The organism is Thiomicrorhabdus hydrogeniphila (assembly GCF_054656895.1).
Genome location: NZ_BAAHXL010000001.1, coordinates 476,127 through 496,084, shown reverse-complemented (window position 1 = coordinate 496,084; position 19,958 = coordinate 476,127). Strand labels below are relative to the sequence as shown.

At 38.5% G+C, this 19,958-nt stretch carries 17 protein-coding genes; 6 read left to right on the top strand and 11 right to left on the bottom strand.

Features of this window, described 5'->3' with window-relative positions; genetic code table 11:
- Positions 1 to 112: 112 nt before the first annotated feature.
- Together ACYQ0E_RS02035 and ACYQ0E_RS02030 are read left to right on the top strand one after the other, a co-directional pair.
- A complete protein-coding gene (locus ACYQ0E_RS02035; RefSeq protein WP_460186593.1) occupies positions 113 to 1,339 on the top strand; it encodes a malic enzyme-like NAD(P)-binding protein in 1,227 nt (408 codons plus the stop codon).
- A 51-nt stretch (positions 1,340 to 1,390) separates the two neighbouring features.
- A complete protein-coding gene (locus tag ACYQ0E_RS02030) occupies positions 1,391 to 2,461 on the top strand; it encodes a ChaN family lipoprotein (protein ID WP_460186592.1) in 1,071 nt (356 codons plus the stop codon).
- Between the two features lie 331 nt (positions 2,462 to 2,792).
- On the opposite strand, the gene sppA is transcribed toward ACYQ0E_RS02030, so the two are convergent.
- From sppA to ACYQ0E_RS01985, 9 genes are all read right to left on the bottom strand, one after another.
- Complete coding sequence (gene sppA / locus ACYQ0E_RS02025; protein WP_460186591.1) at positions 2,793 to 3,806, bottom strand: signal peptide peptidase SppA; 1,014 nt, start codon at positions 3,804 to 3,806, stop codon at positions 2,793 to 2,795.
- Positions 3,793 to 4,803, bottom strand: a complete 1,011-nt coding sequence (locus ACYQ0E_RS02020) for a 2-hydroxyacid dehydrogenase (protein ID WP_460186590.1) — start codon at positions 4,801 to 4,803, stop codon at positions 3,793 to 3,795. The genes sppA and ACYQ0E_RS02020 overlap by 14 nt, the downstream gene beginning before the upstream one ends.
- Entirely contained in the window at positions 4,800 to 5,240 is a 441-nt protein-coding gene (locus tag ACYQ0E_RS02015) for a GGDEF domain-containing protein (RefSeq protein WP_460186589.1), read from the bottom strand. The genes ACYQ0E_RS02020 and ACYQ0E_RS02015 overlap by 4 nt, the downstream gene beginning before the upstream one ends.
- 11 nt (positions 5,241 to 5,251) lie before the next feature.
- Positions 5,252 to 5,959: a hypothetical protein gene (locus ACYQ0E_RS02010; protein ID WP_460186588.1), complete on the bottom strand. Its 708-nt coding sequence runs from the start codon at positions 5,957 to 5,959 to the stop codon at positions 5,252 to 5,254.
- 50 nt (positions 5,960 to 6,009) lie between these two features.
- Positions 6,010 to 7,155 (bottom strand): GGDEF domain-containing protein, encoded by a 1,146-nt coding sequence (locus ACYQ0E_RS02005; protein ID WP_460186587.1) that lies wholly within the window; start codon positions 7,153 to 7,155, stop codon positions 6,010 to 6,012.
- A 442-nt stretch (positions 7,156 to 7,597) separates the two neighbouring features.
- Positions 7,598 to 8,701, bottom strand: coding sequence for a TRAP transporter substrate-binding protein (locus tag ACYQ0E_RS02000; RefSeq protein ID WP_460186586.1), 1,104 nt, complete (start codon positions 8,699 to 8,701; stop codon positions 7,598 to 7,600).
- Positions 8,702 to 8,880: 179 nt separating this feature from the next.
- The gene (locus tag ACYQ0E_RS01995) at positions 8,881 to 9,786 is read right to left on the bottom strand and encodes a DnaJ C-terminal domain-containing protein (protein WP_460186585.1); all 906 of its coding nucleotides are present in this window, start codon (positions 9,784 to 9,786) and stop codon (positions 8,881 to 8,883) included.
- Positions 9,787 to 10,250: 464 nt separating this feature from the next.
- Entirely contained in the window at positions 10,251 to 12,446 is a 2,196-nt protein-coding gene (locus ACYQ0E_RS01990; RefSeq protein ID WP_460186584.1) for a TonB-dependent receptor, read from the bottom strand.
- Positions 12,447 to 12,594: 148 nt separating this feature from the next.
- Positions 12,595 to 12,924 carry a hypothetical protein gene (locus tag ACYQ0E_RS01985; RefSeq protein ID WP_460186583.1) on the bottom strand — a complete coding sequence of 110 codons (330 nt, stop codon included), beginning with the start codon at positions 12,922 to 12,924 and terminating at the stop codon, positions 12,595 to 12,597.
- A gap of 248 nt (positions 12,925 to 13,172) precedes the next feature.
- Here ACYQ0E_RS01985 and pgm point away from each other — a divergent pair, with 248 nt between their 5' ends.
- From pgm to ACYQ0E_RS01965, 4 genes are all read left to right on the top strand, one after another.
- Positions 13,173 to 14,813, top strand: a complete 1,641-nt coding sequence (pgm, locus tag ACYQ0E_RS01980; RefSeq protein ID WP_460186582.1) for a phosphoglucomutase (alpha-D-glucose-1,6-bisphosphate-dependent) — start codon at positions 13,173 to 13,175, stop codon at positions 14,811 to 14,813.
- A 73-nt stretch (positions 14,814 to 14,886) separates the two neighbouring features.
- Positions 14,887 to 15,789 carry a patatin-like phospholipase family protein gene (locus ACYQ0E_RS01975; RefSeq protein ID WP_460186581.1) on the top strand — a complete coding sequence of 301 codons (903 nt, stop codon included), beginning with the start codon at positions 14,887 to 14,889 and terminating at the stop codon, positions 15,787 to 15,789.
- Positions 15,790 to 15,944: 155 nt separating this feature from the next.
- Positions 15,945 to 16,508: an elongation factor P-like protein EfpL gene (gene efpL, locus ACYQ0E_RS01970; RefSeq protein WP_460186580.1), complete on the top strand. Its 564-nt coding sequence runs from the start codon at positions 15,945 to 15,947 to the stop codon at positions 16,506 to 16,508.
- A gap of 350 nt (positions 16,509 to 16,858) precedes the next feature.
- A complete protein-coding gene (locus ACYQ0E_RS01965) occupies positions 16,859 to 18,193 on the top strand; it encodes a cation:proton antiporter domain-containing protein (protein WP_460186579.1) in 1,335 nt (444 codons plus the stop codon).
- A gap of 58 nt (positions 18,194 to 18,251) precedes the next feature.
- Here ACYQ0E_RS01965 and ACYQ0E_RS01960 read toward each other — a convergent pair whose 3' ends face one another.
- A complete protein-coding gene (locus ACYQ0E_RS01960) occupies positions 18,252 to 18,551 on the bottom strand; it encodes a hypothetical protein (RefSeq protein ID WP_460186578.1) in 300 nt (99 codons plus the stop codon).
- A gap of 109 nt (positions 18,552 to 18,660) precedes the next feature.
- Positions 18,661 to 19,926, bottom strand: coding sequence for a TlpA family protein disulfide reductase (locus ACYQ0E_RS01955; protein WP_460186577.1), 1,266 nt, complete (start codon positions 19,924 to 19,926; stop codon positions 18,661 to 18,663).
- Positions 19,927 to 19,958: the final 32 nt, after the last annotated feature.

The following is a 19,958-nucleotide window of genomic DNA, read 5'->3' as shown; positions in this document are numbered from 1 at the left end:
CCAAAAAAATGACTGTTTCATGAATCGTTTTAAAACATACGCTATTTTGGAAAGCATTGTTTTACAATTAACTAATTCACATATTACTCAAATTTATTATCAAGAGGTTTTTATGAGCAATTTACGTACCGATGCCTTGCATTATCATGAATTACCCAAGCCAGGAAAATTAGAAATTGCTCTTACTAAACCGTGTGACACTCAGCGAGATTTAAGCCTTGCGTATAGCCCTGGCGTGGCAGAACCGGTGCGAGAAATTGAAAATAACCCTGATGATGTTTACCGCTATACCGGCAAAGGCAATTTGGTTGGCGTGATTTCTAACGGCACAGCCGTTTTAGGTTTGGGTAACACCGGTGCTTTGGCGAGTAAACCGGTTATGGAAGGCAAAGGTATGCTATTTAAGCGTTTTTCTAATATTGATGTTTTTGATATTGAAGTCAATTGCACCGATACTGAAGAACTGATTCAGACCATTGCCAATATCGCCCCCACATTTGGTGGCATCAATTTAGAAGATATTGCCGCACCGCAATGTTTTGAGGTTGAACAAGCACTTAAAGCCAGACTAGATATCCCCGTATTTCATGATGATCAACACGGCACCGCCATAGTGGCGTCTGCGGGATTAATTAACGCTTTAGAATTACAAAATAAAACCCTTGAAAATGCCCGTATTGTTTGTGTTGGTGCAGGTGCAGCAGGTATTGCTTGCATGAACTTATTAATGGCAATTGGTGCTCAAAAAACCAATATTACGTTAGTGGATAGTAAAGGTATCGTAACCACGCACCGCACAAATTTAAACCGTTATAAAGAGGCTTTTGCACAAGACACCACAAAAACGACTCTAGCCGATGCCATGGTAAATGCCGACGTGTTTTTTGGCGTGTCTGGCAAAGATATTTTAACGGTGGACATGTTATTAAGTATGGCCGCTAATCCTGTTGTATTTGCTATGGCTAATCCAGACCCAGAAATAGACCCTAACCTAGCACATAAAACAAGAAATGATGTTATTGTCGCCACAGGTCGAAGTGATTACCCCAACCAAGTAAATAATGTTTTAGGGTTTCCGTATATTTTTAGAGGTGCCTTAGATGTAAGAGCTTCTGAAATTAACTTGCCAATGCAAATTGCGGCGGTAGAAGCCTTGCGTAAGCTAGCACACAGCTCGGTACCGCAAATAGTTCTAGAGGGCTATGGTTTAACCGATTTGTGTTATGGCAAAGAGTATATTCTGCCCAAACCCAATGACCCAAGATTGATTAATGTCATACCTGCAGCCATTAGCCAAGCGGCTATTGATTCTGGCGTTGCACGTATCACGGGTATTTAATATCACTATTTTATATCTCTATGTAACCCTTATTTTAGCCTGTGGATAACTATGTATAAAACTCAATTAAACTTAAAACTCAATCCTTTATTTATCGGTATGTTTTCTGTATCTTTTTTACTTAGTGGTTGTAGTTCTCAATCTGTACAAACCACGCCTCTGGTTACAGAGGTTAAATCAAGCCAAGTTGCAATAACTCAAACACATACAAACAAAATACAACTTGCCGATGCTTATGACTACTATTTAGTCAATCAACAGCAACAACCTATTTCTTTAAAACAACTCATTAGCGAGTTAAAAGACACGGATATTGTGTTTATTGGTGAGTTTCATGGCAACCATGCGTCAGCATTATTAGAAATGCAGGTTTTAGCAGGCCTGTATCAACAAAACTCTAATCTTATTTTAAGCATGGAAATGTTTAACCGTGATCAACAAGAGATTTTAAACCAGTATTTAGATGATGAAATTGGCGAGGTTCAACTGATTAAAAAAGCGCCTGCCTGGAGTAACTACGTCGCCAGCTATCGTCCGTTAGTCGAATTTGCTAAACAACATTTTATGCCCGTAGTTGCGGCCAATGCCGCAGCCGATATTGTGCGCTGTGTTGGAAGAGAAGGGCAAAGCTATATTAAAAAATTAAATACACAAGAACTTAACACCATTGCTAAACAGCCATTTGCAGAAATACCCGAATACGAGAACAAGTTTGAACAATTATTAAGCAAAATGCGCAAACTCACTAAAGAACGCAAGCACAATAGCTATTTAGGGCAAATAACCCGTGATAATACCATGGCCGAATCAATTTACCAGGCCTGGTTAAATAATCCACAGAGTAAAGTCGTACACGTTAATGGTAGTTTTCACAGTGAAAACCATCTAGGAACCGTAGCCGCTTTACAACGTCTTGACCCTAACTTAAAAATAAAGGTAATTACCCCAATTAGGGTTGAGAATACAGCGCAAATTAAAACCTTTAATAACAAGACGGATAACGCTAAAGACGACTATCTTTACTTTATAAAACCGCAACCCGAACAATATGTAAATGCGGCTTATAAAATGAAAGACCGACAAGCGATGTTTAAAAATGCCGATTCAAAAAAATGTAAATGACTACCTCGCTAAGCATAAAAAACTAAGTGTATTTTATGATTGAAAGACAAGAAAGTTCACCACGAAGACACGAAAGCACGAAGAAATCAAAAACTAACACTCGTTTTATTTGGACGAATAACCAATTTAAATTCAATACATTATTGGTTATAAAACAAGTACTGATTAACTGCTGACTAACTGCTGATGGCCTATAAGTTAAAATATATAATCTTCGTTATCAAATAAGTTCTTAATTAATTGTTAACTCTTCGTGCCTCCGTGTCTTCGTGGTTGATTTTTTTTACAATACTGAAAGATCAATCACAAAATATGAATATCCATAAAAAATTTACTGCAAATACAAGTAGTACATACCTGATTTAAGTTTGAGTTGGTCTAGCAAAGGAATATCAACAATTTTCCAGGCCTGGTCTGGCGTGTTTGCTTGCATAGTGGGTGAATAACTTGTGGCGTTGGTATTTTGTTTAAAACGATATGTCACCACTTTGCAGTCTTTACTGTTTGCCAGTTTACAAGCCTTTTTAGTGGCATCACTTAAATAGCCTAATGAATCAATTAATCCGTTTTGTACCGCTGTTTTGCCCGTAAATACCCTAGCCGTTTTTAGTACCGCCATTTGTGAATCTGACAGCTTTCGTTTGCTTTGTACAATGTCATAAAAACGGGTGGCCATTTGATCTACCAGGCCTTGAAAAACTTGTTTATCGGTTTGGCTTGCTGCTTTAAACGGTGAGCCCATATCTTTGTTTTCACCCGTTTTATATACATTGACCTTAGCCCCTATTTTTTGCATAGTGCCCGATAAGTCTGGATTAATAATAATTACGCCCATAGAACCCGTAATGGTGGATGGGTGAGCCTGAATATGGTCGGCGGCCATGGCAACATATAAACCGCCAGATGCAGCCACATCCATCATTTGTACATAGATTTTTTTATGCGTACGCTCTTTAAACGCCATTAACTCATGATACAAAATATCGCTCACGGTTACCCCGCCACCCGGGCTATTAATTTTGAGTAATACCGCTTTAATATTTTTGTCTTTTTCGGCTTTTTTAAGCTGCATCATCACCGAATCTAGCAAGCTAGGTGCGGTAGATAGCAAACCTGTTTTTGGGCTATCGCTTAATAGACCGTTAATATTAATTATCAATACTTTATCGTCACTTTTACCCTCTTCAATCACTTGTTCTTGAATGGGTTTATCGTAAGATTGGCCTAACTTAATTGTGGCACAACCAGAGAGTAAAACCGAACTTAGCAAACCGATAACGAGCAGACTTGATAATTTGTAGCGCATGATTCCGAGGCTAAAGTAAGCCAAATTAATGTGTTTCACAAGTAACCTCATTTTCTAAACAACTCGTGGTTTCTGGGTTATTGAGATATTCATGAATATTTGCGGTAGTGGTTTGTGCAATATGGGTAAGTGCTTCTTGTGTAAAGTAGGCTTGGTGTCCAGTAATTAAAACGTTTGGAAAGGTCAGTAAACGTTCAAAAGCGTCATCCTGAATAATTTCACAAGAGTGATCTTCAAAAAACAGAGCGCCCTCTTTTTCATAAACATCCATACCCAAGTAGCCAATTTTTTTGCTTTTTAAGCCCGCAATTAATGCCGTGGTGTCCATTAAGGCACCGCGACCAGTATTGATAAGCATAACGCCATTTTTCATTTGCTCGATGGTTTGTGCGTTAATAAGGTGATTGGTTTCTGCGTTTAACGGGCAGTGTAGTGAAATAATGTCCGATTCAGTAAACAGCTCAGTGAGCTTAACCTGTTTAATACCTAAATCTTTACAGGCCTCGCAGATGTATGGATCGTAAATCAAAACGTCACAACCAAACGCTTGCAACATACGCCCCACTAAACGACCTATTTTACCTGCACCTACAATCCCTACGGTTTTGCCATACATATCAAAACCTAACATGCCGTTTAAAGAGAAGTTGCCCTCTCGTACTCGGTTATATGCTTTGTACAGTTTGCGGTTTAAACCCAGCATTAAAGCCACCGTATGCTCCGCCACCGCATAGGGTGAATAGGCAGGCACTCTTACCACCTTAATACCTAACGCTTTGGCGGTGTCTAAATCAACATGATTAAACCCCGCACAACGTAGGGCGATAAGTTTGGTGCCACCCTCGGCAAGTAACTTAAGTATTTTGGCATCTAAACGGTCATTAACAAAAACAGAAACCACCTCGGCTTCTTGCGCATAGGCAACTGTATTTAAATCTAAAGGTACTTCTAAATACAAGGTTTCCCATTGATGATGAAACTCTCTACACAAAACCTGTTTATCGTATGGTTTGGTACTAAAGGCAACAATTTTCATTCACAAAGACCTTCTTTATTTTGAGGTAAAATAATGTGCGCTTGATTTCGTCCATTGTTTTTAGCTTCATACAACGCGCTATCCGCAACTCTATAGATACAAGCTAGACTATCAAAGTTTTCTATTTTGGCTGAAAAAATACCAATTGAAATGGTGATGTATTTTTCAGGTGCTTTTGTTGAATGAACAATTTTTAAACCCTCAACCTCTTCTTTAAGTTTAGAAATCCATTCGCTGGTTTCTTGTGGTGATTCAGTTACTAACAAGCCGCCAAATTCTTCGCCCCCTAGTCTAAAGACTAAGTCATCTTTACGTTTAATATAGTTGTGCACCGTTGCGGCAACTTCTTTTAAAACTTCATCACCTTGCTGATGTCCATATTCATCGTTGTACAATTTAAAATAGTCAATATCTGAAATAAAAAACGTTAAATACAAATCGGTATTTTTTAATTCTTGTAATTTTTTTCTAACACTTCCTGCAAATAATGACGGTTATATAATTCAGTTAATGCATCAATGGTTGATAAACGCTTCAACTTTTTTACATACACTTTTTCAGTTTCTCGTTGTTTAGAAATCTTACGATTCAATCCTGTGTTATTCACTTCTATTAATACGGCTAAAACAACACTTGTTAATGACGCTAAAATAAAACGAAACAAACTCGTTTCTGTCCAGTAAAGATCATTCCAATGGCTTAATCCCCAAGTTACCATTGAAAACATAATGACATAAAAAACAAGAAGATAACGTAATCCGGTTTTTAAACCAACCATTGCAATAGTCATAAAAGGCACAAATAAGCCAAAGATAAGGCTATATTGAGCCCCTTTATTCACATAAGTAAACACCAAAAAGTAACTGATAATCAGCACAGTCATAATATGTCCTTGACTGCCCATTTTTTTGGTTTTATACAAACTAAACAATAAAACAATGCCAATGAATCCCACAACAAAATTGAGTATGGCAAGTTGATATAACCCTGTTACAAAAATGTGTAATAACAAAAAGGCATAAAGAGCGATGACAATCATCACCATTATTCCCGCACTCAACAACTGCCTAAAAGCCTCATAAGGACTATTCACTAACATGTCTGGGCTAACAAACAATCCTTGTAAATAACTTTTAACTTTATCTAAAGATAACACCGTATTTCCCTTTATCTTTATGCACTTCAACTGGATAATAATTGATTAAGCTATCGATTTTTATCAATAACAAAGCGGTTTCTGCCATCGTGTTTAGCTTTATATAACGCATCATCCGCATTTTTATATAATTCTTCCATACTGACTTGTTTGCTTGATTTCATTGAACTCACGCCACCCGAAATGGTTACCCAAGGCAAACTTACGTTTGGTGCATGTTTTATTTTAAGGGCGGCAATCTCATCTGATAGCTTCGCTAACCATTCTTCCATTTGTTGCGCATCTCTGGCCATCAATAAACCGCCAAATTCTTCACCACCTAATCTAAACACCAAGTCGTTTTCACGGTGAATATAGTGCTGAATCGTTGCGGCTATTTTCTGTATAACCTCATCCCCTGCTTGATGTCCATAGTAGTCGTTATAAGATTTAAAGTAATCAATATCTACTATAAAAAACATCAATGAATGAGAAGAGTTTTCAAGTTCTTTTACTTTTTCTGCAAAAATTTGGTTGAAATAATGACGATTATATAACCCTGTTAATCCGTCCGTTCTTGACATGATTTTAAGTTCATCCAAATACAAAAGTTCTTTTTTACGCAGTTCTACTTCGCGCTTATGACCACACACTTGGGTAAAATCAACTAATAATGCAATGATTAATGCCAATGTTAATGTGGCAATAAAACGGTATGCATGAATACTGTTCCAATCACCTGATTCCCATACGCCAATATTAAGATACGCTAACGGAAATACAACCGCGTAAAACGAGAGTACATACCAAACCCCCTCTTTCCAGCCGTTAACCAAAATAATTAAAAATGGTACAAAAATCACCCAAATTAAACTCATGTTTTCATTTTGAGTAACGACCATAAATAAATAGTAAAGAACCACCGTACCAACGGCCATAATATGACCAAACAACTGTATTGATTTTTTAATTCTTAAGTGTATAAAAAGCCCTACAATAAAGCCCAATGCCACCACATCGATTAAACCGATAAGATACATCTTTGTAAAAAAGAGATGGTAGGTTGCAAAAATAATCATCAATAAACCAACAACAACCAAAAGCGCATTAGCAAACAGCAGTCTAGAAAAAACCTGTGTATCTTCTTCTTCAATGTTTAATGTTAATAACTTTAACCAAAAAGACTTTTTATTAATGTCTTTTAAGCAATGAATCATGCTCTGTCTCCTATACCCATTTGTTGGGCGGTGGGTAACTTATCATTCTCTCTTAATTTCAGTATAGTCTTTTTACGGCAATTAAAAACATCATAAAAGGCTCAAAAACGCTCACTGGCAACCTATAAAAACCCTAAGCTTACCAGGGTTTAAATATAGACCATTCTATCTGTTTTATAAAGGGTTTAAATACGTGCTATCAATTATTGATTTGTGTCTTAATGATAAGAAAGACTTTTGCAATAACATATAGCAAGATCAAACAACCTCTTAATCATGCATCAATAACTAAAAAACCACGTTATTTAACCTCGTTCGTTAATAAAAATTTAGGCATAAAAAACCCACTTTACCAGGCCTGGTAAAGTGGGTTTTGATTTAGAGACCTTGACTCGTACAAAAGTCTCAATGAATACACTTGTTAAAATTGGTAAAGCACATTTTAAAGTGAACGTGCTCTTACAAATGCTTGCTCTGAAACCGCTGTCCACTGCATCACTTGTTCTTTAAAGGCTTTTTGCGATGCCCAAACTTTAGTCGACAATGGATCTTTGGCTGCTTCTTCATCAATCACTTCTTCTGATAATTTTTTAAGTTCTTTTAATACATCATCAGGGAAGTTTCTTAGTTCAACATGGTGTTCATGAATTAACGTCTGAAGTGCTTGCTCATTACGTGCGGTGTATTCTGACAACATATCTGCGTTAGCCACTTTCATGGCGTTACGTACAATGCTTTGTAAATCCGCCGGCAACTCATTAAATGCCGCTTCGTTCATCATACATTCCATTGTAGTTCCTGGCTCGTGCCAACCTGGTGTGTAGTAGTATTTAGCCACTTTGTAAAAACCAAATGCCAAATCATTGTAAGGGCCAACCCATTCAGACGCATCTATTGCACCTGATTGCATTGATGGAAATAAATCTCCACCTGGCAAAGTAACAGGGATTCCACCTGCACGTTTTAATACTTCACCACCAAAACCTGGCATACGCATCTTAAGACCTTTTAAGTCTTCTAATGAGTTGATTTCTTTATTAAACCAACCACCCATTTGCGTACCCGAGTTTCCTCCCGCATTAGGAATTAAACCAAAGGGTTTATAAGCTTCTTCCCACAACTCCATACCACCGCCATAAAATAACCAAGAGTTCATTTCTTGAGCGGTTAAACCAAACGGTACGGATGAAAAGAACGGCGCTGATGGGATTTTGCCTTTCCAATAATAGGCTCCAGCATGACCAAGTTGCGCATTACCACGAGAAACCGCATCAAAAACTTCAAAAGCACCAACTAACTCGCCAGCTCCGTAAACTTTAACGTCAATACGACCACCAGACATTTCGTTAATTAGTTTGGCAATATTATTTGCGCCGGTACCTAAACCTGGAAAGTTTTTTGGCCAAGTGGTGACCATCTTCCATTTATAAACTTTTTGCGGTTCAGCTACTTTGGCAGCGGTGGGTGAATCTTCTGTACCACATGCCGTTAAAGCCGTTGCCGCCGTGGCACCAGCCATAGCGCCAATAAAATCTCTACGTTTCATTATTCAATATACTCCTTGCTTATGTATTTATACATTTTAAGCAAAAATGGTAAGTCAGATGGTCTTTTTTAAAATACTAACCTAAGTTCTTTACCTTGGTTGCTTTGTCAGCTTTGACAAAAACGATCTACAAAACTGTAAATAAGCCAAATTAAAGGCCACTAAATTCTATTTTTTACCTAAAAATCAACTCTTGGATTAAATGGCATTTGCTCGGCCATTTTTTCATATAACGCTTTATCTTCGTCAGTAGCCACTGGTGGCGTATGGATTTGTACAATCACATACTGATTACCTGGTGTCGCGCCTAAACCACGACCTTTAATACGCAATTTAGTACCCGATTGTGTACCCGCTGCAATGGCCATTCTTACCTTGCCTTTTAGGGTTGGTATATCTACTTTTGCACCCAAGGCAGCCTCCCACGGGGTAACAGGTAAATCTAAATAAACATCTTTACCATCTACTTTGTAATGTGGGTTTTTCTCTAGCTTAATTTGAATAAACACATCGCCATTTGGCCCGCCATTCATGCCAGAAAAGCCTTTGCCTTTTACTCTAATTTTTTGGTCTTGAATTACGCCTGCAGGAATACGCACTTTAAGAGGTGTTGTATCATAAGAATAACTGCTCGAATGCGGATTACCTGTCTGAACATTAATGGTTCTTTCTGTTCCTTCAACCGCTTCAACCAATGTAATCATAATATTAACGGTTTGATCTTCACCTTTGCGCGGGCGTGCTTGTTGTTGGCCAAAGCCACCAGCTGCACCGCCAAAACCGCCACCACCGAACATATCGCCAAAAATATCGCTGTAATCGGCACCGCCACCAAATCCGCCAGCACCACCGCCAAAACCACCTGCACCACGCTGTTGGTAATCAGAACCAAACTGGTCATACATTGATCGTTTTTCAGGGTCACTTAACGTTTCATAAGCTTCGCTAATTTCTTTAAACTTGGTTTCATCACCAGTTGGTTTATCTGGGTGATATTTTGCCGCCATTTTACGATAGGCTTTTTTAATTTCTGCGTCACTCGCACTGCGAGAAACGTCTAAAATCGCATAATAATCTTTGCTCATACTTTTCCGCGTCTCTTAAATTCTTTAATTGCCTTGTAAATAAGGACTTTAATCGCTGTTTTCAAGGGCTAACAAATAATTTTTACCATTTTACCCTGTGCTCACAAAAATAGGTATGGCCACAGGGCGTGCCCTGTGCTCACAAAAATGGGTATGGTCACAGGACGTGCCCTGTGCTCACAAAATTAGATATGCCACAGGGCGTGCCCTGTGCTCACAAAATTAGATATGCCACAGGACTTGCCCTGTGCTCACAAAATTAGATATGCCACAGGACTTGCCCTGTGCTCTCAAAAATGGGTATGGCCACAGGACTTGCCCTGTGCTCACAAAATTAGATATGCCACAGGACTTGCCAGGCCTAAACCTAAAAAGGTTTTACCCATAAAACAATAAAAAAAGGCCTGGGATTTTTACAAATCACCAGGCCTGGTAAAAACTAAATTCGCTTTCTTTTTAAATCATTAAAAATCCAAGCTGCCTTTTAATTGAATGTTTCTACCTAAGTTAAGCGTATAGCCTTTGTAGGTATTTAAAAAATCAACATACGGTGTGTCAAACACGTTTTCTACTGCGGCACTTAACTGCAGTGTTTGTTTGTCTAGTTTTACTGCCGTTTGGTAATTTACGTTCCACAACGCATAGGCATCGGTAGATGATGTACCAATGGACATATTGTCAAACTGTGAAAACGGTTCATACAAACCTGGCGAGCTTTTCTCAGCAACCATTTTTACGCCAACGGTGAATTTTTGTTGGGTTAAACCTGCAAAATCTTGCGGATGATAATGCACATTTACCTTGGCATTATTAGCAGGCATTAATGGTAAACCTTGGTTATTTTTAGTATCTACCCCATCAATTAACTCTAAGGCTAAGTCAGTTGACCAGGCCTGGTTAAATTCATGTTTTACACTAAACTCAAACCCTGTAATTACGGCATCGGTTTGCTGAGCCTTCATTTCAGGAATCATTCCTGCGCCTTGTGTAGAATATTGTACGGTTTGATCGCCATTACCTTCAGAATAACGGTAATAACCCGTATTTGCCAAATAGATATAGTTATCTATCCAGTTTTGGTAAATCGTCGCCACCATTTGCGTTTTAGGTGCCTGCCAACGTAGAGATAAATCGGTATTAATAGCCGTCTCTGCGTCTAAGTCAGGGTTACCAATTTGGTAAGCCTGTACTCCACCGTGCTCTCCCCCTGCATATAAATCAAATATACTTGGTGCTCTAAAGCCTCTGGCAATATTACCTGCAACACTCCATTGGCTATCTACTTTATAAGTTGCACCCAAAGAACCTGTAAATACATCAAAATCACGACTATTATTACTCCCATCAAAAATGCCAAGGTCAACAAAGTGTGTATTGTTTCCGTCTAAATCTGCATTGACTTCATGCCAATCATAACGTGCGCCAAATTGTACTAGCCATTTATCGTAATCGGCTTCTTCAAAAATATACATGGCACGTTTGCTTTCATGTGCGGTTGGCGTTAAATGTCCAGAACGTAAATCTTGCTGTTTTTCAGTGGCTTCAAAGCCAATTTCACCTTCAAAATCACCCACTTTTGGATGTTCTAAAGCCAGTTTAAAATCATCACGTTTAACCAATAAATCCAAATATTCATCACTACCTTTATCTTCAGACATGGTTTCATAAGGCAAATCATGCGCGGCTTCACGACTGTTACGAGTATGAGTCCAACTTGGTTTAATGACCCAATCGTTATCGGTATAAAATTCAGCACTTAACTGAGTTTCATCATTTTGCAGTTTTTGCCCAGTGGCTAAAGCTTCAAATTCAGATGTTGAGTTGGCCGCTTCTACACCTAAAAAGTTTTGTTGAGATATCCATTGCGTGTGGCGCAGTTCTATTTTGCCCCAGTCATCTTGATAACCTAAACCAATATTACCTGCGCGGTTTTTAAAGTTGGTATATGGCACTTCACCATCAAATAATGGCTTATCACTCACAGCGCTACTCGGCGTAGCGCCTGAACTCGTTGAGGTATTTGGTACGGTAAAGTTATCCGCTTCACGAATAGCAACACCGGCATTAATCGCAAACTTTTTAGAACCCGCACCGACTTTAGCACCCACCATTTTTTCTTGGTTATTGCTGTTATATTCACCCGCTACCTGGCCTTTAAACTCTTGACCATAAGGCAAATCAGGCTGAATCAAATTCACCACACCACCCATGGCTTCTGAACCATAAAGTACACTTTGTGGGCCACGAATAACTTCAACACGTTCAGCCAAATACGGTTCTGTATTTGGGTTATGACGTGTACCGTATGCTTGATAATCGGTTGATTGACCATTTGAGAGAATCTTAACGCGGTCACCTGTTAAACCACGAATAACGGGTTTACCTGCTTGCGCACCTGCCGATTGATTATTTACTCCAGGAATACTTTCAAGCATTTTCCCTAAAGAACCGCTCTCTTGAACCATTTTTTGATCACCGTTAATACTGTCAATTTGCGATGGTACTTCAAATGCCTCGTGTTCGTGAATAGGTGAGGCCGACACGGTAACTTCAGGCAATACGGTATTATTAGTTTGTGAATCTTGAGCTTGTGCCACGGCACCTAAGCTGTAAAGTCCTGTGGCGCAATATATGGCCACGGTTAACTTCTTTAATTTCATGATTTGTCCTTTTTACATTATTTAGCTTAGGCTAAATATCTTGAATTTATAGTCAAATGGTTCTATTTAATTCAGCATGCTTTACACGTAAATTAGCCAAAGCAACAAACAGACATAAAGCCTACTGAATTAACACACTGTGATGAAATTAAAGAGAAATAGGCGGAGCACGCCCAAAGAAATGCGCAGTAAATCGTGCTTTAAACACGGAAACCAAAGCAAATTCATAAGGAATAATCAGATCGAGTTTAAAAAAACTAAATTTGTATAAGTAACCACTATCAACAGGATGAGCAAGTTGTTCAAAGTGTTCACAGCTAGCGGTATGTTTATGAAACGGATGAATTTCAGCATGCAACAATCCTGCCGTTTGCGATAGCGCAAATAGCAAAATAAGCCCAGCAATCCAGCGACCTAAACTGGACACCTTTAAGATCTGACTGGCTTTAGCATTTAAAACACATAAAGGATAAAACAAAATTGAAAACTCGTTGCCCGTAAATATACGGCTAATTGTTATTACATAACATTATATAGAATTATTACGCATTCATGTTTTTAGAATCATTAAATTCTCAAACAAAATAAGACTTAACCTTTGCTTTACAAAAAACTACTACAATCCCTTACTAAAAAAACGTAATATAGATTTCAATAAAGAGGTTCAGTATTCACTTTAAAATACGAACTCCGTTTGCATAAATACCTCATAAAAGCGAGAAAATCATGGCCAACTCTCCATACGCAGGCAAAAAAGCCCCTTACAGTCTTTTAGAAAACATTCCGTTATTAATGGCAAACTATTACAACTTTACGCCAGACGCAAGCAACCCTGACCAAGCCGTAAGTTTTGGAACCAGCGGCCACAGAGGTTGTTCAAGCAAAACCACTTTTAATGAAAACCACATTGCCGCTATTTGCCAAGCCATTGTTGAATACCGTCGTTTAGAAGGCTTTGTTGGCCCTATGTTTATTGGTATGGACACCCACGCATTATCCGAAGCCGCGCATGCCACGGCCATTGAAGTATTTGCCGCCAATGGTGTTAATGTCATTATTCAATCAAATGGTCGTTATACACCAACCCCCGTGGTTTCTAACGCTATATTAAGTTACAACAAAGGCCGCCAAGGTGGATTAGCAGACGGTGTCATTATTACGCCATCACACAACCCACCTCAAGATGGTGGCTTTAAATACAATCCACCAACTGGTGGGCCTGCTGATACCGATGTAACAACTTGGATTCAAGAACGTGCCAATGCCATGATTGTAGGCGGCATGAATGAAGTTAAGCGTATGTCGCTTAAAGACGCGATGACATCAGACTTTGTTACCCCAACCGACTTAATTACCCCTTATGTAGAAAACCTAGATAAAGTCGTTAATATGCAAGCGATTAAAGAAGCAGGTTTAAAATTAGCCATTGACCCAATGGGCGGTGCGGCGGTTGATTTTTGGCAACCGATTGCTGACCATTACGGCTTAAATTTAGAGATTGTTAACCCGCAAGTGGATGCCACTTTTTCATTTATGCACGTCGATAAAGATGGCAAAATTCGCATGGATTGTTCGTCACCTTATGCTATGGCGGGGCTAATTGATTTAAAAGATAACTATGACTTAGCGTTTGGTAATGACCCTGACGTAGATCGCCACGGCATAGTCACAAAATCAGTCGGTTTAATGAATCCTAACCATTATTTGGCAGTGGTCATTCAATATTTATTTAGCCATCGTCCAAACTGGCCTAAAAATGCGGCCGTGGGTAAAACATTGGTTTCAAGTTCTATGATTGACCGCGTTGCAAATGCCATGAACCTTAATTTAAACGAAGTACCCGTTGGTTTTAAATGGTTTGTAGATGGTCTGCAAACTGGTGACTTTGGTTTTGGTGGCGAAGAGTCTGCTGGCGCGTCTTTTTTATGTTTTGATGGTTCGCCATGGAGTACCGATAAAGACGGCATTATTTTAAATTTACTGGCCGCCGAAATCACTGCGATTACAGGCAAAGATCCTGGTGTACTTTACCAAGAACTCACTGAAAAATATGGCAACCCTATTTACAGCCGTATTGATGCCCCTGCCAACCGTGAAGAGAAAGCGATTTTAAGTAATCTATCGCCAGAGATGGTTAAAGCCGATACTTTAGCGGGTGAAGCCATTACCGCTAAGCTGACTCATGCTCCAGGTAATGGTGCGGCCATTGGTGGTCTAAAAATCACCACCGAAAACGGCTGGTTTGCCGCGCGCCCTTCTGGAACAGAAGATATTTATAAAATATATGCAGAGAGCTTTAAAGGTCAAGCGCACCTAGACGCTATTTTGGAAGAAGCTAAAGCGATTGTTTCTGACGCATTAAAATAATTATCGCCAAAAATTTACAGGCCTGGTATGTCACGTTATACAACCAGGCCTGGTAAAAACTGGATAAACCAACATGACATCAACACATAAAAAAAGCGTGTCACTAGTATTAGGCAGTGGCGGTGCCCGTGGTTTGGCACATATTGGTGTTATTCGCTGGTTAGAAGAGCATAACTATGAAATTCACACTATTTCAGGTAGTTCAATTGGTGCCGTAATTGGTGGTATTTACGCCTGTGGCAAGCTAGATGAATATGAAAATTGGCTTGCCACTATGGGCAAAACCGATTTTTTAGCTTTACTCGATATTGCTTGGAACCGCAGTGGGTTAATTAAGGGCGATAAACTCATGACGGCTTTAACCGAAATGATTGGTAACCCAAACATTGAAGACTTACCCATTCCATTTACTGCCGTGGCAACTGACATTAATCAAGAAAAAGAAGTTTGGTTACAAAAAGGCTCCTTGCTAGATGCTATGCGTGCCTCTTTTTCTTTACCCATGATTTTTATGCCACATAAATATAATGGCTTAACGCTTATCGATGGTGGCGTATTAAACCCAATACCTATCGCGCCCACTTTTGGACAAAACTGCGATTTGACCATTGCGGTTAACCTGGGAGCAAAACCAAAAATTAAGCCCTCCACAGACAACACCGACACGAAACAAAGCCAACACGATGAAGGTTGGCTGGTCAGTTTTGACAATTTAATTGGTAATGTTAAAGAGTACTTTACGGATGAGGCCACTGAATTAGAAACGCCGTTTAGTTGGGATGTTTATGATATTAGCAATAAGGCTTTTGATAGTATGCAAAATAGTATTGCTCGTCAGCAATTAGCCGCTTACCCACCCGATATTACCGTAGAAATACCACGTGATGCTTGTGGCATGTTGGAATTTTCACTTGTTAAAAAAATGGTCAAACTCGGCTACGATCGTTGCCAAGAAGAACTGGGCAATAAAGATTAAAACCTACAAATAGCTCGATTTATACTTGCTTTCTAACCCCAAAATACTGAAAATATCCTCACTTTTAGACAAGCTGTTCTAAAGATGTACATGTAACCCTTTTTACACAATCTTGTCCCTCTTTTCTCACAATTTTCTTATGCAAGGAACCCCACATGCCAAAAATTAATGAACTCAAAAAAGGCAGTGTTGTTGAAATCAATGGCGTACCACACATTGTTAAATCTTATGACGTACGCAACCCATCCTCTCGTGGCGCATCCACCATGTATAAGGTACGTTTTAACAACCTTAAAACAGGGCAAAAGGTAGATGAAACCTTTAAGGGTGAAGACATGATTAAAGAGGTCGAAACCACTAAAGTTTCGGTTATGTATTCATACATAGATGGCGATAACTATGTATTTATGAACAATGAAGATTACACGCAGTACTTGTTAAATGCAGATGAACTAGAAGACGATAAAAAGTTTATTACCGAAGGTTTAACCGGTATTACCGCTTTATTATACGAAGACCAAATTTTAGCGATTGAACTGCCTACCAATGTAGATTTAGAAGTCATTGAAACAAACCCAGGTACCAAAGCAACAGGCGCTGGTCGAACCAAGCCTGCCGTATTATCTACAGGTTATGAAATTCAAGTACCCGAATTTATTGAGCCCAATGAAGTGGTTAAGGTAAGCACTCTAACAGGTAAGTTTTTATCACGCGCGTAAACTCAATTCTTTATATTTTTTAAGTTTCATGCTTGCAATGATGCTTAATTACCCTTATTTACTTAAAAGTGTGATTTTGTTAACCAATAATTAACCTGTAATGCTTTATTTTAAAGTTAGCAAACAAAACCATTTTTACAGGCCTGGTATATTCAATGAGACCTTTGCACGAGTAGGGTGCAAAGATCTCTCAATGTTAATTCCTTTTTATTTAAAGGTATTAATAGGCTCAAATAACATGTAATACATTGTAAAAATAGTACGTTGTTAATAGACTTTGCCGTCATCATCTCTTTTAAAAAACCGATTACGGTCAAACAACTACCTCAGCAATTCTAAAGGAAAACACAATGCTTGAAGCGGGACTCATGATTATCGCCTTAATGGTTACGGCTCTAATCATTCAAGAAAAACTTAAAATACCGTTACCTATTAGCTTAATCAGTATTGTTTTTCTGCTTTCCCACTACAACATTCACCCAATCGATATTAATGCCGAACGTTTTGACCAGTTGCTGTTATTACTGCTGCCCTTAATGTTAATTGGTGATGTACTGCAACTTGATACTGAGGATTTAAAAAAACATTGGTTAAGTATATTTGGTACAGCAGGTATTGCTGTGGTGTTGTCGGTTTTGGCAGGTGTACTATTGCAAGACGTGATGTTACCCGGTTACGCCATAGGTATCCCTGCTATGGTGGCTTTAATGGCCATGGTTGTCGCTACTGACCCTGTTACCGTTGGCTCTGTTTTCAGTACCACTAAAATTCCACATAACTTAAAGTTTTTGGCTGAATCTGAATCGTTATTTAACGATGCCAGTGCTTTTGCCATCTTTAGTGTTGCCATTACCTTAATGCACCAACCACTTGGTACCTTAGACATTGCATATAGTTTTGTATTTTCGGCTGGTGGCGCTTTAATGACAGGCGCGATTATAGGAATATTGGGCATGTACGCCCTAAAATTATCTGACAACCCTGTAACCGAAACCGGTATTATTTTAATGATTGCTTACAGCGCATTTTTACTGTCAGAACATTACAACTTTGCGGGTATTTTTGCCATTGTGGTGTCAATGGTTTTAGCCAAGGCCTTAATCACCTCTAAAGAAAAGTTATTTGAAGAACCAGAGCTGGTTACAGACCACACAAATCAATCGATATTTAATGAACGTAAAGAAATTACACAATCTAAATTTCGTACACTAAAACAGTTTATGAGTTTAAAACACTTAAAGGCAACACATAAAAATGGTCAAGAAATCATTGGCTTCATTAGCTTTACCGCCTTGTTTGCTAATGTGATTCTATTTGTCTCTATTTCAGAAATTATAGACCTAAATTTACTCCACACTTACTGGAAAGAAATTCTGTCTGTCTTTATTGTTACAACCTTAATTCGAGCTTTTGTTTTAGGGCAATTTGCATGGGTCTCTAATCGTTCTAAAACCATGCAAAACGTGAGCTTTGATTGGTGGGCAATACTACTTTTTGCAGGCGTAAAAGGTGGGCTTTCTATCTTAATGGTCCACATGATTCCAAGCAGTTTTGAATATAAAACCATGTTTGAAGCGATCGTAGTGGGTAATATTATTCTGTCAATATTTGTTTACGCCCCCATAATGATGCTTGTCATTAAAATCAGAAAACAAGCATTATCAAGCTCTTTTGAAGCACATTAAACAAACAGAAAATGAAACTGATGATGACAGATAAAGACTCCTATTTGAGCGCCATGCTTTATTTGTCGTTACCTAATAATTGATTTAACTCTTCTTGAGTCAGTATAGATTGAGGATTATAAAAATCTGCATTACGAGGGCGATGACGCCTATCATCGCCTTTGCGACGATCTAAGCCAATACGTGGTTTAAAAATAGATTTAATCCAATGTTTTATTGAACGCACACGCCAAACCGACTCGCGAACATCTTCACGGCGTTCATTGGCGGTACGTCTATCAGGCCCTCTATTTACCATTTTAGATGGGTCACGCCGCTGTTCTTCTTTATGATCACAGAACTTTTGACTTACTGACATTTACTTCTCGATTAAATATTACAATTAAAGGTCTTAGTTATCCTAACCTATTAAAATTACATTTAACCAAATATATACCTTTCTAGTAAATAAGCAGTTATTCGCACTATCAAGAATCGTTTAAAAGGGAATTTATTACCTTAATATGCTCTGGGTCATCCCATTCTGTTCCGCCAAATAAAGCAAAACGGATCTTACCGTTTTTATCAATTAAATAACTACTTGGGTAGGCAAACACTTTCCACTGTTTGGCAGTCATAGTGCCTTTATCTAATAACACTGGAAAATTAACAGGGTGTTCTTTTAAAAATGCTTTAACCTGGCCAGCGTCTTCACCCAAGTTTGCGGCCAAGATTTCAAAATTTGCATGGTTAAAATGTGATTTTAAACGTGCCATTGAAGGCATTTCGTGCACACAAGGCGGGCACCAACTTGCCCAAAAATTAACCAAAACAACTTTGCCTTTATAATCCTTTATATTATGTTGCGTACCCAACATATCATTTAGTTTTAATTCTACATTTTGTGCACCTTGGTAGCTAGCTAACCCAGTCGATTTTTTCTTTTCAGCGTGTTTATTAGGTTTAACAACAAGAGCATGTAACGTTCTTTGCTTAGCCATATACGGTAATTGCATTTGCATGGCTTGTCTTAAATGATTGGCGAGTTTTTGAGCTTTAGCTTGTTCAATCGGTAAGGCGTCTGGTCTAAAATAAAAACGGTCTCTTACATTGGTAATTAACTGTGTAAATACATTACTTCCTGCCACACTAAGACGCTGACTTAAATTGGCCACATTAAACTTCCATGGCGACAGTTCTGACTGAATAATGGTAATTGGCAAGTTGATATTATTTGTTTCTGGCCAATACTCTGCTGTTAAACCAGGAGCAGGTGTTTTTATATATAAATTAGGGTTAATCAATATCAATCCCATGTTTTTACCAGGCCTGGTAAAAAGAGTTTGTACCCCTTTTACAGCTAATTGCGCCGATCTATTTGGAGCAATAATCCATATAGGTACATCACTCTTATTTTGAGCCAGTTTTATAATTTGTTCTGTCCATAACGGATTTACTTTATCTACTGCGCTGGGTGTAGGTGCTAGAAACATCGCTTCATAAAAATCCGGAAACCACGTTTCTATCCCATGTTTAGCAAGCTGGTGTGCGATGGCTTTTTCTTGAGGTAAAACACCGTATTCTGAAGGCAGCCAAACAATTCGTGCTTTTGGTGTTAAAAAAGTATCTTTAGGACTTGTTGCTTGAACAATTTCAATATTTATTGAAGTACTATCAAGGTCAATGGTTTGATTTTTTGCAAAAACTTGATTAGAAATCAATACGGTAAAAATAACTAAAAAAATAGTTTTCATAAGTACTTAAAGGCCTTTGCACGAATAAAGGG

Excerpts from the sequence above, each read along its gene's own strand:
- ACYQ0E_RS02035 (WP_460186593.1), top strand. The coding sequence starts at position 113 with ATGAGCAATTTACGTACCGATGCCTTGCATTATCATGAATTACCCAAG.
- ACYQ0E_RS02030 (WP_460186592.1), top strand. The coding sequence starts at position 1,391 with ATGTATAAAACTCAATTAAACTTAAAACTCAATCCTTTATTTATCGGT.
- ACYQ0E_RS02020 (WP_460186590.1), bottom strand. The coding sequence starts at position 4,803 with ATGAAAATTGTTGCCTTTAGTACCAAACCATACGATAAACAGGTTTTG.
- ACYQ0E_RS02005 (WP_460186587.1), bottom strand. The coding sequence starts at position 7,155 with ATGATTCATTGCTTAAAAGACATTAATAAAAAGTCTTTTTGGTTAAAG.
- ACYQ0E_RS02000 (WP_460186586.1), bottom strand. The coding sequence starts at position 8,701 with ATGAAACGTAGAGATTTTATTGGCGCTATGGCTGGTGCCACGGCGGCA.
- ACYQ0E_RS01995 (WP_460186585.1), bottom strand. The coding sequence starts at position 9,786 with ATGAGCAAAGATTATTATGCGATTTTAGACGTTTCTCGCAGTGCGAGT.
- ACYQ0E_RS01990 (WP_460186584.1), bottom strand. The coding sequence starts at position 12,446 with ATGAAATTAAAGAAGTTAACCGTGGCCATATATTGCGCCACAGGACTT.
- pgm (WP_460186582.1), top strand. The coding sequence starts at position 13,173 with ATGGCCAACTCTCCATACGCAGGCAAAAAAGCCCCTTACAGTCTTTTA.
- ACYQ0E_RS01975 (WP_460186581.1), top strand. The coding sequence starts at position 14,887 with ATGACATCAACACATAAAAAAAGCGTGTCACTAGTATTAGGCAGTGGC.
- efpL (WP_460186580.1), top strand. The coding sequence starts at position 15,945 with ATGCCAAAAATTAATGAACTCAAAAAAGGCAGTGTTGTTGAAATCAAT.
- ACYQ0E_RS01965 (WP_460186579.1), top strand. The coding sequence starts at position 16,859 with ATGCTTGAAGCGGGACTCATGATTATCGCCTTAATGGTTACGGCTCTA.
- ACYQ0E_RS01960 (WP_460186578.1), bottom strand. The coding sequence starts at position 18,551 with ATGTCAGTAAGTCAAAAGTTCTGTGATCATAAAGAAGAACAGCGGCGT.
- ACYQ0E_RS01955 (WP_460186577.1), bottom strand. The coding sequence starts at position 19,926 with ATGAAAACTATTTTTTTAGTTATTTTTACCGTATTGATTTCTAATCAA.